The organism is Cyclobacteriaceae bacterium, from assembly GCA_030584025.1.
Classification (GTDB): domain Bacteria; phylum Bacteroidota; class Bacteroidia; order Cytophagales; family Cyclobacteriaceae; genus UBA2336.
In genome coordinates, this window is the sequence record CP129487.1 from 1,514,778 (window position 1) to 1,530,786 (window position 16,009).

Annotated in this window: 18 protein-coding genes; 14 read left to right on the forward strand and 4 right to left on the reverse strand. The window is 42.1% G+C overall.

What is annotated here, in order from left to right:
* Positions 1-52: 52 nt before the first annotated feature.
* A complete protein-coding gene (locus QY309_07105) occupies positions 53-2,392 on the reverse strand; it encodes an acyl-CoA dehydrogenase (protein ID WKZ61245.1) in 2,340 nt (779 codons plus the stop codon).
* A gap of 453 nt (positions 2,393-2,845) precedes the next feature.
* On the opposite strand from QY309_07105, the gene QY309_07110 reads away from it, so the two are divergent.
* From QY309_07110 to QY309_07130, 5 genes are read left to right on the forward strand one after another with little or no spacing between them, the layout of a single operon-like run.
* A complete protein-coding gene (locus QY309_07110; GenBank protein ID WKZ61246.1) occupies positions 2,846-3,046 on the forward strand; it encodes a hypothetical protein in 201 nt (66 codons plus the stop codon).
* 10 nt (positions 3,047-3,056) lie between these two features.
* Positions 3,057-3,779 (forward strand): hypothetical protein, encoded by a 723-nt coding sequence (locus QY309_07115; GenBank protein WKZ61247.1) that lies wholly within the window; start codon positions 3,057-3,059, stop codon positions 3,777-3,779.
* Positions 3,780-3,790: 11 nt separating this feature from the next.
* Positions 3,791-5,002 (forward strand): serine protease, encoded by a 1,212-nt coding sequence (locus QY309_07120; protein ID WKZ61248.1) that lies wholly within the window; start codon positions 3,791-3,793, stop codon positions 5,000-5,002.
* 46 nt (positions 5,003-5,048) lie between these two features.
* Positions 5,049-5,498: a restriction endonuclease subunit S gene (locus tag QY309_07125; protein WKZ61249.1), complete on the forward strand. Its 450-nt coding sequence runs from the start codon at positions 5,049-5,051 to the stop codon at positions 5,496-5,498.
* 5 nt (positions 5,499-5,503) lie between these two features.
* Complete coding sequence (locus QY309_07130) at positions 5,504-5,791, forward strand: hypothetical protein (protein WKZ61250.1); 288 nt, start codon at positions 5,504-5,506, stop codon at positions 5,789-5,791.
* On the opposite strand, the gene QY309_07135 is transcribed toward QY309_07130, so the two are convergent.
* A complete protein-coding gene (locus QY309_07135; GenBank protein ID WKZ61251.1) occupies positions 5,775-5,990 on the reverse strand; it encodes a hypothetical protein in 216 nt (71 codons plus the stop codon). The two genes, QY309_07130 and QY309_07135, sit on opposite strands and share 17 nt — an antisense overlap.
* A gap of 239 nt (positions 5,991-6,229) precedes the next feature.
* Between QY309_07135 and QY309_07140 the strand changes: the two genes are divergently transcribed.
* The 4 genes from QY309_07140 (at position 6,230) to QY309_07155 (ending at position 9,974) form a co-directional block, all read left to right on the forward strand.
* On the forward strand, positions 6,230-6,799 hold the full coding sequence (locus QY309_07140; GenBank protein WKZ61252.1) for a hypothetical protein: 570 nt from the start codon (positions 6,230-6,232) through the stop codon (positions 6,797-6,799).
* Between the two features lie 28 nt (positions 6,800-6,827).
* Complete coding sequence (locus QY309_07145; GenBank protein ID WKZ61253.1) at positions 6,828-7,589, forward strand: oxygenase MpaB family protein; 762 nt, start codon at positions 6,828-6,830, stop codon at positions 7,587-7,589.
* Positions 7,590-7,713: 124 nt separating this feature from the next.
* Positions 7,714-8,466, forward strand: coding sequence for a class I SAM-dependent methyltransferase (locus QY309_07150; GenBank protein WKZ61254.1), 753 nt, complete (start codon positions 7,714-7,716; stop codon positions 8,464-8,466).
* 110 nt (positions 8,467-8,576) lie between these two features.
* On the forward strand, positions 8,577-9,974 hold the full coding sequence (locus QY309_07155; protein WKZ61255.1) for a serine hydrolase domain-containing protein: 1,398 nt from the start codon (positions 8,577-8,579) through the stop codon (positions 9,972-9,974).
* Positions 9,975-10,050: 76 nt separating this feature from the next.
* Here the strand turns inward: QY309_07155 and QY309_07160 are convergent, their stop codons facing one another.
* Positions 10,051-10,866: a hypothetical protein gene (locus QY309_07160; GenBank protein WKZ61256.1), complete on the reverse strand. Its 816-nt coding sequence runs from the start codon at positions 10,864-10,866 to the stop codon at positions 10,051-10,053.
* A gap of 103 nt (positions 10,867-10,969) precedes the next feature.
* On the opposite strand from QY309_07160, the gene QY309_07165 reads away from it, so the two are divergent.
* Together QY309_07165 and QY309_07170 are read left to right on the forward strand one after the other, a co-directional pair.
* Positions 10,970-11,323 (forward strand): VOC family protein, encoded by a 354-nt coding sequence (locus QY309_07165; protein ID WKZ61257.1) that lies wholly within the window; start codon positions 10,970-10,972, stop codon positions 11,321-11,323.
* Positions 11,324-11,345: 22 nt separating this feature from the next.
* Complete coding sequence (locus tag QY309_07170) at positions 11,346-11,960, forward strand: DUF2306 domain-containing protein (GenBank protein WKZ61258.1); 615 nt, start codon at positions 11,346-11,348, stop codon at positions 11,958-11,960.
* Here QY309_07170 and QY309_07175 read toward each other — a convergent pair whose 3' ends face one another.
* A complete protein-coding gene (locus QY309_07175; GenBank protein WKZ61259.1) occupies positions 11,961-12,188 on the reverse strand; it encodes a hypothetical protein in 228 nt (75 codons plus the stop codon).
* Between the two features lie 172 nt (positions 12,189-12,360).
* On the opposite strand from QY309_07175, the gene QY309_07180 reads away from it, so the two are divergent.
* From QY309_07180 to QY309_07190, 3 genes are all read left to right on the forward strand, one after another.
* Positions 12,361-13,215, forward strand: coding sequence for a carboxypeptidase-like regulatory domain-containing protein (locus QY309_07180; protein WKZ61260.1), 855 nt, complete (start codon positions 12,361-12,363; stop codon positions 13,213-13,215).
* 29 nt (positions 13,216-13,244) lie between these two features.
* Entirely contained in the window at positions 13,245-13,679 is a 435-nt protein-coding gene (locus tag QY309_07185) for a nuclear transport factor 2 family protein (GenBank protein ID WKZ61261.1), read from the forward strand.
* A gap of 68 nt (positions 13,680-13,747) precedes the next feature.
* A complete protein-coding gene (locus QY309_07190) occupies positions 13,748-15,985 on the forward strand; it encodes a penicillin acylase family protein (GenBank protein WKZ61262.1) in 2,238 nt (745 codons plus the stop codon).
* Positions 15,986-16,009: the final 24 nt, after the last annotated feature.

A 16,009-nucleotide genomic window follows, 5' to 3' on the forward strand; every position in this document is an offset into this window, starting at 1 on the left:
CTTCGACTGTGCTCAGCATGACATAACTCTTTGTCCAACCGACTTATTTCTGTCATCCTGAGCCTGTCGAAGGATGACCAATTCCCATATTACCCCGCACCGCAATAGGCGCACTCAAACAACTATCCGGAATATTAAATGCATTCACCAGCGGCACAGCATCTTGCCGGATTTCCCAGCAGAGTTGATTCACCAATTTGCGAATGGCCTTTGTCTTCACACCTTCCATATACCCCTGCTCCAAATACCAGCCCTTATGTTCCTCCATGTGATATAGCGCAAACAAATCGCACAGACGCTTCAATACGTTTTTGCACCCCCGGTCTTCAGTTTTTTCCACCACCAACTGGAACTGCTCCAGGATAATCCGTTCCACATAAGCAAAGCCCACTTCTACCAAATGATGCTGACAAACGTTAAACGCATCAAACGAATCCATGCCTTCATCGATGTGACGTTTTAATCTGCGTGCAGCAGAAGTAAGAATATCCCGTTCGCGGTAACGGAAAGCATTCATCTGAAATTCCGGGTCGAGTAAATGCTCATCATCGGTGTTGCGTACAATCAGCGGATTCATTTCGGTGAGTGATGTTTTCGCCTGATCAGCTACATAGTTCAAAATCGTGAATACATTCATGTTGCTGAACTCCTGCCGGAACTCGGTGAGCCGACTCTTGGCCACCAACTGCATCAGCACCGTATTGTCGCCTTCAAATGTGGTGTAAATGTCGGTATCGTTTTTCAGGGCATCAATCCGGTTTTCCGAAAGGTATCCTTTGCCCCCACAGGCCTCGCGGCATTCCTGTAATGTATCTGTGGTATGCCAGGTGGCAAAGGCTTTCAATCCGGCAGCGAGTGCTTCAATTTCCTGCATCTCTTCTTCTGTTCTGTTTAAGAACCGTTCAGTCAAATGCTGCAGTGCAAAATGCAAGGCATACGTAGTGGCCAGCTTCGGCATGAGCCTGCGTTGATGCGTGCGGTAATTGAGAATAGGCACTTCACTTCCGCCTTCAGGTCCGAATTGCCTGCGCTGGTCACCATAGCGAATGGCAATGGTTAATCCTGATTTACTTGCGGCCACACCTGAGCGGGGTATACCAATGCGCCCGCCAACCAGTGTACCCAGCATGGTAAAGAACCTGCGGTTATCGCTGGCAATGGGGCTGGTGAATTTTCCTTCCTCGTTAACACCCGCAAAACGGTCCAGCATGTTTTCTTTTGGAATGACCACATTGTCGAAATAGATGATGCCGTTGTCAACTCCATTTAATCCCATCTTGCGGCCACAGTCTTCAATGGCTACACCGTTGGCAAGTTTGCCGTTCTTGTCACGTAGCGGAACAACAAATGCGCTCACACCATAATCTTTTTCATCGATGATCAACTTGGCAAACACGGTAGCCATATGGCCGTGCAAGGCTGCGTTGCCGATGTATTCCTTGCGCGCATATTCGTTCGGAGTGTGAATGGTAAATGTTTTGCTGCCATGATTGTACGTAGCGGTGGTTTCAATACCCTTCACGTTTGAACCGTGGTTGGTTTCGGTCATGGCGAAGCAACCGGGCAGTGCGAGCGTGCCGATGTCTTTCAAATATTTTTTGTGATGCTTTTCTGTGCCAAGGAAATATACACTCATGCCCCACAATCCGAATTGAACACCGAACTTTACTACCAGACTTAAATCATGGTAGCTTAGCGTTTCCATAATGGTGAAATACGCCTTCATGTCGGCTTGCCCGCCATATTCTTTTGGGTAAGCCATAGCGCCATAGCCTTGTTCGGCTAAATACGCAAGCCACGTCAATACCTGTGCACGGTATTGTTCCAGGTTTCCCGGATCAACGTATTGAAACTCCGGATCGGAGATGATGGTCTTTACTTTGCGGATTACCTCCGCCTGATCACCATCCAGCAGCTTTGTCAATGCTTCAACCTCAAAGTTGAGTTGCGTGGTTTGTTGTGAGGTAATGGTTTCATGAACCTCCTGAAAATTATACACCACCTCATGACTGATGAACCCCAACGTGGCTTCAATTTTTTCGAGTGAAGGTCGGGCCTTTTGTAATGTATCGTCTAACGAACCGTTGCCGTAAAGGCCGGCTAATCGTATACCCAGTTCGACCAGGGTGTCTTTAGTGCCGGGCTGACCGGCCACTTTTTTTATTTCACTGCGCCATAGCATCAAATCATCAGCCGATGGGGGCGAAGCGGGATTCAATTGCTCCAGCAAAAAGTTTCGTTCAGCTTCTGAGAGCCATTGCTGGCTGCGGATGAGCCCTTCCAGCGTGGTTACTTCACTGGGGGTGAGGATGGCATCGGACCAAACGGTATAAAACAGGGGCACAAACACATACAGGTTGGGATTGCTTTTCAGGTAGTTAGATTGAATCATGGGCGGTGTTGCGTTTTGCTTAAAGGTACAAAAGGGGAGGGAGTGTTGTATTGGGAGATATATGTAACTTTTGTGGTGGGATACTAATCTTTATTATGTGAATAGATTCAATGTACAATGTGGAATATCCGTTTAAATTGGTAGGAAACAAGGATATTTCTTTTAATGTAATGAGTATATTTGGATGTTATGCACAATGCCGCGGGACAGAGTAGTGACCACCCGCATTGGCACATTTGCTTGCCGCACATTCCTAGCGACACCAAAGCAAGCAATAGAGCCATGTGATTATAAAATTGTAGATTTGCTTTCTGGACAATTCCAAAGGCTAAGAGTTAGTAAACAAACTGAAATAATGAAAAAACAACATGCATACTTGTGTTAATGCAGGGTAACATATAAATAAGTATAGTTTATCCTTTCAATAAAGAACCACTGTAAATCTATAACGCCATGAAATCAATTTTACTATTAGCACTGATTCTTATATTTGGCGGGCTGGCCAATGCCCAAAGCAGCCTGTCCATTTCAGCGCCCACAATTTGGAGCAACATTAAAGTAAAGGATAACTGGACACCACCAACCACACCCCCGTTAGGTTTAGTTAAAGTTGTTCCCCACCTTTTGAGGGGTTATTGTGTCGGATGTTTATAAAAGCTATACTGTGAAAAAAATAACAGGCATTATTTGTTTAGCCTGCATGGCTTTAATGCCGCTAACTTCTTGCGGGCAGAGCAGCTTATCTATTTCTACGCCATTGATTTATAGTAAGGTTACAGCAAAAAATAACTGGAGTCCTCCAACAGCTGTTAACAGACAAAATCAATTTGATGGGACAGCAATTGGTTCTGGTGTTAACTTAGGCTATTCATTTCAACCAAAACTTATTATTAAAGACAAACACTTCTTTGTAAATATTGGCGCAGGGTATTTTAAACAAAGATTTAATTTACAAAGGCCTTTTGATTACAATACCCCATTATATCCGGTATATTTTACTGACTACTATGTTTATCAATGTTGGTTATGGTCTGCTGGAATAACATATAATTTGTTGCTAAATAATAAGTATCTCTTATCAGGTGATCTGTTGTATAACCAACTATTTTCTTTTCAGCAAGAATACACTCCGTATACATCAGCAAATCGTCCTACCCAAGTCAATAATCACAATATTGATTTTGCCAAAACAATAACGTTGTCTTTAGGAGTGCAAAGAAAATTGGGAAAACAATTCACCTTAGGTCTTGATTTGCTTTTGCCTTATACTCGTTGGAGAAACGATAGAATTTTCAAAGACGATCCTGCAACATTCTCACATCCCAATTTCAGTTTAGGCACCTCTGTAAGTATAGCGTATCATTTAAAAAAGAAAAATCAATCTTAAACCTCAATACTATGAGATCAGTTTTACTATCGGCACTGCTTCTTGTGTTTTTTAACGTGGCAAACGCACAGGTGAGAACAAACTTCAATAATCCTAAACGAGTTACTGATAAAGGAAAATTCGTAAAAAATTTCCGAGGTAAAAGCCCTTATCTGATTCCGGCACGGGACATTAAAGCCCTGCTTGAAAAGGAAGCGCTGGAAAATGCCGGTGGCGAAGCCAGACCTTTTAAGATTGCCGAAGCCGTGAATGTGGATATAGATGTGGTGAAGGAGGCGGAGTGGACGGAAGAAGAAGGGTTTTCGTACGGCAAGTTTTCCATTGAAGCCACAGGGGCAAAGACCATCAGCGCTAATTTCGACCGGTTTTACCTGCCGGAAGGGACTGAATTGTATGTATATAGCGAAAATGGTGAAATGATAACCGGCCCGGTAACCGAAGCCGAAAACAACGAGAACAATTTTTGGGGAAGTTGGGTGTATAAAGGCGGGAAGCTGACCGTGGATTTTAAAACGCCAACGGAGAGTAAAAGCTTGTTGCGGCTTCATATATCAAGCGTTGCGTATGGCTATAAGAGCCTTTACGTTGGTAACTTTGGAGAGTCGTCTGAATGTAATGTAAATGTGCTTTGCGCAGAAGGGAATGGATGGGAGAATGAACGGAATTCTGTTGCTTTGATATTAGATGCAAGCAGTACAAGATTATGTAGCGGTGCTTTAATTAATAATACATGTAACCTGAACATTCCGTATTTGTTAACAGCCGATCATTGTTTTGATTTTGATCCAAATGTTGCTCAATGGAAATTTACCTTTCAGGCCTGGAGCGCCACATGTACACCTTCACAAAATGCCAATGGCTTAACTTTCAATGGTTCCACACTGCGAGCAAGACATGCCGGTAGCGATTTTTGCCTGGTTGAGCTTGATCAGCTTCCTCCTGTAAATTCAGGGATTACGTTTTCGGGATGGTCGAGAGCAAGCACAGCTTCACCTTCAGGGGTAAGCATAACCCATCCTATGGGCGATGTGATGAAAATAGCTACATACAACACCACTTTAACACAACAAGCATATTTGGGAGCACAAGTTTGGAAGGCATTTTGGGCAAGCGGAACAGTGGAATCCGGCTCTTCCGGAGGCCCATTATACAATAATGATAAAAGAATAATCGGCCAGGTTAAGGGAATCCGGAAAAAGTATCAAGAGCCTTGGTGTAGGTGATTTTAAAAATCTATACAAATTAACCGACATCGAATTACTCAGCACCTTGAATTTAATTGAGTTCCCATCTAATGAATACTTGTTGAAGAATCGTGACTTAATCTTCGTTCGGTCAAACGGAAACAAGGAGTTGATAGGAAGGTGCTTGGTAATTTATCCGAACGACAATAAAGTAACTTTCAGTGGCTTTTGCATTCGTTTCAGGCCAACGGCCAATACAATCAATACTGTTTATCTATCTCATTTATTTAGGATTCCAGTTTTCAGGGCTGTAATGCTTCAAGGTGGAAAAGGCGCAAACATTCAAAACTTAAATCAAAAGACGCTTGAAAGGTTGAAGATACCAATGCCATCAATCGAACTTCAGAATCAATTTGAGCAAATCGTAGAAAAAACAGAAGCACTGAAAACCCAATACCAGCAAAGCTTGCAGGAGTTAGAGAATTTGTATGGCAGTTTGAGCCAGAAGGCATTTAAAGGAGAGTTAAAACAATAGACAGCGTGATTATCTATAAAAAACCTAAAGAATTGATGAAAGAAATATTGTTGACTGAGTTTAGCAATAATCAATATTTCAATTTCGCTGAATTTCAGCATAAGGTAAATAGCGTGACTCCTAAAGCTAAAATCGAATATGAAACCGTTAAGGACTTTGTTTTTGAAATGCTTGATGAAAAGGTAATTAAGCAAGAGTTCATAGAAGACAATGAGAATCCCTTTATGCCTAATCCAAATGCAACGGGAACCACAAAGTCAATCTATTATAAATTGATTATTCCTGTCGGATGAAATTAAACCGATTAAAGATATTAACTGAATAGTTCAGTAACGGTGGACAATTCGGTATCACAAAATAGGCGAGCCAAATGACAATGTTGCTGGTGATGTAGAGCCATCCATGAAACGATGACCAGTTGCCACATACCCAACGTGCTGGCCAATCATCGGCCTCAAAAAGTTTAACTATAAATTCTGTTACCTGTTCCATGGGACAATGGGGTTGGTTGAACTTTTAATTTATGCCATCCAGGGAGGAAACTCAAGAGGCTTTCGGTGAGTGTATGCAATCTAATTTAGGCCCTAATTCTATCATCTTCAGAATAAATCAACTTTTTTTTGAAAAAGTATGGAATTGCTATTGACTTACTTTGAAATACAAAGTACTTTTGTGTCACTAAACATTCACCCTCCCTGAGACATAAGCGGGGAGGGATAACCTCAATTAACATGGAAAAACAACTTAAATTCTATCAATCCATTCCAGCTGTAGCGCTGGTAACCGTTCTTATTTTAATGGTGCCTCTGGTGGCCATGCAGTTTACCGATGAAGTGAACTGGAGCGTAACCGACTTTCTGGCTATGGGAGGCTTGATTTTTGGAACAGGCGTTTTGTTTGTATTGGTCATGCGGCTAAGCAGCAACATTGTGTACAAGGTGGCCATGGGGTTTGCCATTGGCGCCACGTTTTTTATGGTGTGGGTTAACCTGGCCGTTGGCCTGATTGGTGCAGGCCCAAACGCAGGTAACCTGATGTATGCAGCCGTTATCGTTGTGTTGCTTATTGGTATTTATCTCTCACGCTATACAGCAGCAGGCATGGAACGTGCCATGTATATGACAGCGGGCACCTTTGTAGTGCTTACGCTGATTGCGCTTATGACTAAAATGTATGAGTATCCCGAAAGTTCTGTGATACAAATAGTGGGCGTAAATGCATTCTTTGCTACTCCGTTTATAGTATCGGGTTTATTGTTCCGGTATGTGGCATTGGAACAGCAAAATAAAAAAGCGGCATAGCAGGTTTGCTTAGGAAAATTCCTGTACCATGAACCCTGAATATTTTGTCGATAAGAATTCCATCGTTCGCCAGATATGGGGTAAAGGTGATACCATTCTCTTCATCTTCGCAGGAGGTGCTGCTGAATTCGCCTTGAACAAGGCAGTCGACTGGCTTTACTTTACAGGCCGCCTGCCAGCCGATCCGCTGGGCCGGCTGTTCTCCACGGTTTCCTATGCCAGAACAATCGTTTTTTCAAAAACTGAAACTGCGCACAGGGCTATAGATGCCATGACGGCCATACATAGTAGTGTAGAACATTCGCGAGGTGCCTCCATTCCCGATTGGGCATACCGCGATGTACTTTTTATGCTGATTGATTATTCCATTCGCGCTTACGAAGTATTGGAACGAACACTAACGCTTGCTGAAAAGCAAGAGGTGTTTGATGTATTTACCCGAATGGGCACCCGCATGGGTATAACCGGATTGCCCGAAACGTTTGCATCCTATATGATTATGCGCCAAATGCATCTGCACCAAAACCTGCTTCGAACAGCTTTTACTGATGACCTGTATCATCAATACAAAAAGCACCTGGGTGTTATTCGTTACCGGATTTTGTTGGAGGTGCAGCATCTGATTGCGCCTGAAAAAGTGCGGGAAAGGTTAGGGTTTCATCGCAAATCTTTTTTGAGTCCCATCTTGACGCTCTACAATGTGAGTAAGTTCTTACGGATTGATCCAATGATCCGATACCTTATTTTACCTGCCCAGTACCGAGCCCAAATCAAAGCCCTCGACCAATAGTGGTCATTTGAGGAAATCAAATACTAAAGACGAAAGGTTCATGATCTACTGCATTATGATGTAGATGGATATGCTTTGAATATTATTGGAATAATTAACATCTTGCCTGCAAATGTATGTTAGTATGGCCGAGGAAATTGATTTTATAAAGTACAAAGAGCTTGGAGCTTATCATTGGGAAAATTACTTCGGTAGTGTTTTTAAAATAAACAGTTTTGTACGTGCCCGCTATGATATCGTAATTCAATTACTCAAAGTGGGTGGCATACGTAAAGATTCCTTGTTACTTGAGGTTGGATGTGGGGATGGTGCTTTAAGTGGTCTCATTTATAAATCTTTTGCATGCGATCTGGTAGGCGTTGAGCCATCGGAAATTGGCATTAAATTCTGCAAAGAAATGTTTTCAAAGCACGGGTACTCGGGAACATTCAACGTATCCGAAGGTTACACATTCGACTATCCTGATAATCATTTCAATTATGTGGTTATGGCCGATGTAATTGAGCATCTTCAACACCCCGATAAAATGTTAAAGGAAATAAAACGCGTACTAAAACCAGGAGGTCATGTTATCATTACAACACCTGTCAGGATTACGGAATTACCGGAAGACGAGATGCATGTTCAGGAATTCTTTCCTACAGAATTGAGGGCACTATGCGATAATTATTTTGGTGTACCGGTAAAGTCCATGTATACCCACCCGGTGGTTTGGAGGGAATTGTATAAACATGGAAATAAAAAAATCCGATCGTTGATCCGTCTTTGGTGTAGAATACTGGATAAAGTATTCGGAAGAAATGTGTTTTTGAAAGAAGCAGGTAATTCCAGGTGGAAAAACTTTTCAATGCAATCGCTTTTGTATACCAAAAGCTAAAGTAATCTGCTTATGCGGCAGCTCTACATGCAACTGAACCTGGAGCATTACCTTTGATTGAGGTTAAATCGATTTTTGTATTTCTGCCCTAAATTTTTGCATCTTTAATTATGAAATACATTTTATACCTCTGCTTGTTTTCTCTTTTGGTAAGTTGTTCTCCTGAAAAGGAGGATCATCGCCTTGGCCAGATTGATGAATACCTTTCTGGCCAATCAAAGTATTTTAAATTCAATGGTAACGTGTTGGTTGCCGAGCGCGGTGAAATAATTTACGAGAAGTCGTTCGGGTTGGCCGACTTTGATTCTAATCGTCAATTGAATGATTCATCTGTCTTTGAACTGGCCTCCGTGAGTAAGCAATTTACGGCCATGGGTATTTTGCTTTTGGAGCAGAAGGGAGTGTTGAGTTTGCAGGATTCCTTACGAAAATTTTTTCCAGAACTTCCGTATTCCGGAATTACCATTCACCACATGCTTACACATATTTCAGGTTTACCTGATTATATGGATGTAATGGATGAAAAATGGGATCGTACCCGAATTGCCGGTAATGCTGATATCGTTGCTTTACTGGCACAGGAAAAACCGGAGGCTCATTTTAAACCGGGCACAAAGTGGGAGTACAGTAATACTGCGTTTGCACTTCTGGCCAGTATCATCGAAAAGGTTTCAGGACAATCGTTCAAAGCATATATGCAGGAGAATATTTTTGATCCGTTAAAGATGGCTGATACGCGTGTTTACAACACCAGACGCTCAGGTGAGCGGATTGAGAATTATGCCTTCGGCTACATTTGGTCTGATAGCCTAAATAAACATGTACTGCCCGATTCTGTGCCTGATCTCGATTTTGTTCGCTACCTCGATGGCATTCAGGGAGACGGCATTATCAATTCAACCACAGCAGATTTATTGAAATGGGATAGGGCATTGGCAAACCATGAAGGGTTACCATCAGCAGCTATCGACAAACTTCTTAGCCGTCATTCCCTGGTCGATACAACATCCAATGTATACTACGGCTATGGCGTTATGTTGGAAGATAGTGAATATGGTAAGCAGGTAGCCCATGGTGGTGGCTGGCCCGGGTACGCAACATATTTGACACGGTATGCTGACCGTGATGTTACCATCATTGTATTGTCCAATAATAATGCAGCGTCTCCAAGAATTTCAAATGCCATTGCTGCTCTTTTGCATGGTGATTCAGTGATTATGCCGTATGAACATGTTTCTGTCCAGTTAGACAGCGTTCAGCTATCTCGCTTTGAAGGCAAGTATAAATTCGATGGAGAACCTTTTGAGTTAAAGATAGAGAACGATAGCCTTTTTTTACTTAGTGGTGGCAGGAGACGACTTCACCTGATTCCCGAATCTGAAACCAAAGTATTTGCGGATAATCAAGGTGATACTCAGTTTGAATTGCAAATTGGCAATGAGGGCTCACGAAAGTTATTTTTGATTTTTTCTGGTGTGAAGAAAAACGTAGAGGAAATTGATGATTAGATCCTATGCGCTGCTTTAATTGGTTATTAATCACATAATCAAAGATTTTAACATCTAGGAAATACTTGATTTAGCCTTATGTGTGAAACTTCCAATAATAGATCAGGCAATAGAGCAGTGTACTAAGTATTATGAGGATAATTTTTTTTGATAATCCGATGGGTATTTCCGCATACTTGGTTCGATACCAACTTATACTGGCTGCTATGAGGAAAGTAGCCCAGCCAAGAACCATTTGGGTAGCCTCAGTCACTTCGATATCCTCTTCACTGTGTCCTAACCAGGCCAGCATGCCAAGGATAATTGAAAATAGCAACGCAAGTGAAAACTCATGTTGTTTTACAAATCGAAGAAAACCACTTGGAAACTCGTATCGATCTTTTACTTTACCTGGTATGTGTATTCCAACTTGTTGTTGTAACCACTTCACTTCTGAAAGAATTAACCTGTTACTAATTCGGACACGCTCGGTTTGGCTGAGCACAATGAAGAGTATGTATTCACTTTCATCATCTGCACCATCACCCATCCGGTACGCATAATAAAGAGCCTGAATGTCACTATTCAGAATTGTTTTACCGAAGGGAGCAGTAAAGCCACCTTTGTACGAAATTGAATTTGGCGTTACTACTATTTTATGACGGGTGGCAAACCAGAATATGATTGCTAAAATACTTGATGTAATAAGCGAGTCTTGAATGAACCAATATGGCAAGCGTGCATGATTTGCAATGAACAAGGCGTTAAAAAGCACCAATATCCCAAAAAGGACAATGAAGGTAAATGATGCGTTCCACCTGATGGTTACCTGGTCACCTTGCTTCGAAAGATGAAAATTTTTTGAGGGATCCTCTTCGGGCTCCTTTGATAGAAAGGTCGATTTCCGATTCATGATGTATTCAATATCAAGTTAAGCAATTCAACCTCTTTTTCAAATTAACGATGGGTGGAACAAAAATTTCAACTACTTTAGTTAAAATTAACTCAACCCATAAATGCTATTAGCTATTCATCCTAAATTGCCCATGCGCAGCAAAGCAGAAACTAAAGCTTTTTACGTTGATCAACTTGGGTTTGAGGCACCACATGATTTCTATCCGGATTACCTAATGGTAAAGAAGGATCAGATTGAAATTCACTTTTTTCTCTATGCCGAAATTGATGTGAAGACCAATTACGGCATGTGTTACATTCGCACCGATGATGTTGATGTGTTATACGCACATGCACTTAAGAATAAGCTCAGCATACCTGAACTCGGACACCTTCAAGATAGGCCCTGGCGGCAAAGGGAATTTGCACTACTTGATCCAAGTCATAATTTGTTAACTTTTGGTCAGGCTTTGTAGCAGTAACTTTTATGTTAAGTTTATGAAAAATATTCTCTGGGCACTCTTCATTCTGCTATCCATCTCTATCGGGCTTTATCCAATTAGTTATTTGGTGCTGACCACCGATCATGGTGTATTAATCAATCGTGAATTGTACGATGTGTCGGTTTGGCGGTGGATGTTTTTTCAACATGTTTCATTAGGCGGTATTGCCATGCTTAGTGGGTTCATCCAATTCAGCAAAAAAATGCGAACTCGTAACCTGAGGTTGCATCGCTTGTTTGGAAAAATTTACCTGGTGGCCGTGCTGCTAAGTGGGGCAGCCGGGTTTTATGTAGCGTTGCATACGTTTGGTGGAGTTCCCGCACAGGCCGGCTTTGTCGGGTTGGCAGTAAGTTGGTTGTTTACGAGTGCCATGGCTTACTGGCGAGTACGAAGTAAAGATATTGATGCACATGAGCGTTGGATGATACGAAGCTATGCGCTTACCTGGGCAGCGGTAACCTTGCGCATTTACCTGCCCACATTTGAACATGCATTAAACATGAATTTTAATGAATCCTATCAGATTATAGCCTGGTTGTGTTGGGTACCCAACCTGATTGTGGCCGAGCTGATCATTCTGCAAAAAAGAAAACCGCGGGCCATCGCGTAATTAATTAGTTGCTTTCGAGATCTGGTGTTGTAACTCTTCAACCAGTGTTTGCTTATTGGTGATTTCTTTCCGTTCAGCGGTTAATGGTTTGCCTTTCAATTTCTCCTGCTGAATGGAGAGTTTATACATCATATCCTCCAGGGCTTCAAGGAGAATAGGTTTATATTTTGGATCAATGGTCATGACTTTTTTGTAAGTAAGATAAACCCCGCGTTTTTCCCCCGCCATGATTTATGTCAGATTTATGGTAGAACAAGATGCAGTTCAATTTTGAACATTTTAGTATTCGGATATGTACACCCTTATGTTCATCACGTTATCTTAACGCCTTGTAATGCCGATTTTCATTTCGGCATAATTTTTACTTGTATAATGCGATCCGAAAATCTAACCCTGTTTCATGAATAAGGTTTTTCTTTTAGTAAGTATTTTGTTTGTGACTGTTTCCGGAAATAGCCAGGTTTTACGGGGTACTGTTCGGGATAGTAAGACGGGAGAAATGTTGCCCTATGCGAACATTGGAATTAAGGGCAAGCAAATTGGGGGAATAAGCGATCGTGAAGGTCGATTTCTATTGGATCTTGCCAATGCAATGCCAGCCGATGTACTGGTGGTAAGTTATGTAGGCTATTCCAGTGAAGTTATTCAGGTTTCTAAACTTGATTTTATGAAAGAAGTGGAGATAAGGCTTGTTCCTTCAACCATGCAATTAAATGAAGTTGTTATTCATGGTAAAAAGGAAATGATTGTGTTGGGCAATAAAAGCAAATCTTCGCGACATACGGGTTGGGGTGATTTTACAAGTTCACGAGGTAGGGCAATTGGATTGCTTATACCCGCAAATGATTTGCCAGTACGGGTTAATAGTGTGTTTTTTCACCTGGATGCATGTGAATTTGATAGTGCGTTGGTCCGCATTAATTTCTTTTATGCGAATAATGAACAGTTAACTCCTCTCGCAAGTCAACAAAAAAATATCTTTCATACAATCAATCAGAAAAAGGGCTGGGTAGAAGTGAGGATTTGGGAGGACATAATCCTGAGAAATGAAAAAATTATTGTGGCCATTGAATGGTTGGATGCCTGGGCAAAGCCCCGTAGTCTGGAAGAAGGGGGTAGCTATCAATTCACTATATCGTTAGCCAAAACCACCGGGTATCACTATCAACGACAAACTCCGGAAGAACCAGTTCAACTTTCCAATTCTTTTCACACACCATCAATTTACCTTTTATGCACGCCCATTCAAGATTGATTAATTTAGCTTCGGTTCAGAAGTTAACTTTGGTTATTATCTTTTCTATTACTCTTTCACAATTCGCCAGAGCACAGGCATCAGATGAGTTGTACAGAAAAATTGAATCGCTCGATAGCGCTGTATTCCGCGCATTCAATACATGCGATATAGAGACTCTCAAATCGATGTTTACCCATGATCTGGAATTCTATCATGATAAAGATGGATTAACAGGATATGATCACACGGTCAAGGCGATCAAATTGAATTGCGATCGAAAGCTTGGACTGGTTCGTACTCTGGTACCCGGCAGTATGGAGGTTTACCCCATTGGTAATTATGGAGCAGTACAGATAGCATCCCATCGCTTTTGCCATATGGAAAATGGAAAAGAGGATTGCGGCACCTTTAAGTTTGTTCATGTATGGAAGAATAACAACGGAAACTGGAAGATTTCAAGGGTAGTGAGCTACGATCATTAAAATTTTGTGATTAGCGGTTGCTCATCACCCGCCAGGATACTTAATATTGAGAGACATAAACCTAATCTATGCGCTTCGTATTGAGTATCCTTTTTCTATGCCTGGTAATTTCATGCCAGGTACCTAAAACAGAAATTCAACAATGGGAAGAACAGGCATCACGTGTAACGATTATCCGTGATGATTTTGGTGTTCCACACGTATATGGAAAGACCGATGCCGATGCGGTTTTTGGGATGTTGTATGCGCAATGTGAAGATGACTTTGCCCGGGTGGAACGAAACTACATTTGGGCCATCGGCCGATTGGCTGAAGTAGAAGGGGAGGAAATGCTGTATAGCGATGTGCGCGCTAACCTTTTTATGACGCAAGAGGAAGCCATGCATCGGTATAACGAAAGTCCTGAATGGTTAAAGGAACTTTGTCAGGCTTTTGCCGATGGGGTTAATTATTATCTCTACACCCATCCTGAGGTTACGCCCAAGCTGCTCACCCGGTTCGAACCGTGGATGCCGATGTATTTCAGTGAGGGAAGTATTGGAGGCGATATTGAGTCGGTATCGATAAGAAGCATTAAGGAATTTTATGATCAACGTGATGTCAATCAGACTGATCAGTTAAGTTCTGTCATGTTTCGACAAGCTCAACATGACAATGGGGAGCATTTTGTCAGTTTGAGCAAGTCGAAAACTGACCAACCCAATGTAATAGTAAACGAACCCCAGGGCTCTAATGGCTTTGCTATTTCAGGCAAGCTTACCGAGTCAGGCAATGCCATGCTGCTGATCAACCCGCATACTTCGTTTTACTTCCGCGGAGAAATTCATGTGGTGAGTGAAGAAGGATTGAATGCCTATGGCGCGGTAACATGGGGACAGTTTTTTATTTATCAAGGTTTTAATGAGAAAAATGGTTGGATGCATACATCATCCTACACCGATGTGATGGATGAATTTTTAGAAACCATAACGGAGAAAGATGGAAGGTTTTTTTATCAGTACGGTAGTGAAGAACGTGCTGTTCATGAAGTTGACATTACATTAAATTACACCACTGGAGATTCCATACAACATAGGGATTTCAAACTTTATCGTACGCACCATGGCCCTGTAACCGGTAAACAAGATGATAAGTGGATAACTACTTCCATGATGTGGGATCCGTCCAATGCATTGCAGCAAGCATTCATCCGAACCAAGACCAATTCGTATAATGAGTTCAAAAAAATGATGGACTACCGTACCAACTCATCAAATAATACGGTATATGCGGATGCAGATGGGAACATTGCTTTTTTTCAAGGAAATTTTATTCCAAAACGCGATGTACAGTTTGATTATGAAAATCCGGTGGATGGGAGCAACCCTGCCACAGATTGGCAGGGATTACATTCGGTAGATGAGAGCATTCATTTACTCAACCCTGAAAACGGATGGATTCAGAATTGTAACTCTACGCCTTTTACCTCAGCAGCAGAATTCAGCCCCAAGAAAGAAGACTACCCGTATTACATGGCCACCGAACCCGAGAACTTTAGAGGGGTGCATGCAATAAAAGTGCTAACCGGTAGCAGCGGATACACGCTTGATATGCTTTTACAAACCGCCTATGATCCTTACCTGCCTGCATTTGAAAAGCTGATACCCGGGCTGGTACAAGCTATTGATCAATCGGGTAAGAAATTTGCAAAGCTTAAGCCTGCTGTTGATGTGTTGCGTAATTGGGATATGCGGGTAACCAAAGAATCGGTGGCGATGACACTTGCTCATTACTATATTTCCATTTACTTACAGAAGGGCCCACGACCTGAAGGACTTACTATGATGGAGCGTGTAAATTATTTTGGAACGAGTACGCCTCATGAAGAACGACTGGCCATTTTTTCAGAAGTGATTGAAAAACTCACCACTGATTTTGGAACCTGGGAAATGCCCTGGGGTGAAGTGAATCGCTTTCAACGTTTGGATGGCGCCATCCAACAGAAGTTTGATGATAACAAGCCCAGTATCCCGGTCGGGTTGGCTTCCGGAAATTGGGGAGCGCTTGCTTCATACGGTGCGCGTGGTAATCAGGGAACAAAAAAAATATACGGTACCTATGGCAATAGCTTTGTAGCCGTGGTTGAGTTCGGTCCAAAGGTAAAGGCAAAAAGCATACTTGCCGGAGGCCAAAACAGTGATCCTGCTTCGCCTCATTTTACCGATCAGGCGCAGCGTTATGCCGATGTTGATTTTAAAGACGTGGCCTATTACCGGGAAGATGTGGAGAAACGGGCGAAGCGCACCTATCATCCTGGGCAAAAATAACAGTAGTGGATAACAGGAATTGTT

Coding starts and splice junctions, on each gene's coding strand:
- QY309_07110 (WKZ61246.1), top strand. CDS start 2,846: ATGAAATCAATTTTACTATTAGCACTGATTCTTATATTTGGCGGGCTG.
- QY309_07120 (WKZ61248.1), top strand. CDS start 3,791: ATGAGATCAGTTTTACTATCGGCACTGCTTCTTGTGTTTTTTAACGTG.
- QY309_07175 (WKZ61259.1), bottom strand. CDS start 12,188: ATGGCGGGGGAAAAACGCGGGGTTTATCTTACTTACAAAAAAGTCATG.
- QY309_07135 (WKZ61251.1), bottom strand. CDS start 5,990: ATGGAACAGGTAACAGAATTTATAGTTAAACTTTTTGAGGCCGATGAT.
- QY309_07150 (WKZ61254.1), top strand. CDS start 7,714: ATGGCCGAGGAAATTGATTTTATAAAGTACAAAGAGCTTGGAGCTTAT.
- QY309_07165 (WKZ61257.1), top strand. CDS start 10,970: ATGCTATTAGCTATTCATCCTAAATTGCCCATGCGCAGCAAAGCAGAA.
- QY309_07170 (WKZ61258.1), top strand. CDS start 11,346: ATGAAAAATATTCTCTGGGCACTCTTCATTCTGCTATCCATCTCTATC.
- QY309_07160 (WKZ61256.1), bottom strand. CDS start 10,866: ATGAATCGGAAATCGACCTTTCTATCAAAGGAGCCCGAAGAGGATCCC.
- QY309_07105 (WKZ61245.1), bottom strand. CDS start 2,392: ATGATTCAATCTAACTACCTGAAAAGCAATCCCAACCTGTATGTGTTT.
- QY309_07155 (WKZ61255.1), top strand. CDS start 8,577: ATGAAATACATTTTATACCTCTGCTTGTTTTCTCTTTTGGTAAGTTGT.
- QY309_07140 (WKZ61252.1), top strand. CDS start 6,230: ATGGAAAAACAACTTAAATTCTATCAATCCATTCCAGCTGTAGCGCTG.
- QY309_07145 (WKZ61253.1), top strand. CDS start 6,828: ATGAACCCTGAATATTTTGTCGATAAGAATTCCATCGTTCGCCAGATA.
- QY309_07180 (WKZ61260.1), top strand. CDS start 12,361: ATGAATAAGGTTTTTCTTTTAGTAAGTATTTTGTTTGTGACTGTTTCC.
- QY309_07190 (WKZ61262.1), top strand. CDS start 13,748: ATGCGCTTCGTATTGAGTATCCTTTTTCTATGCCTGGTAATTTCATGC.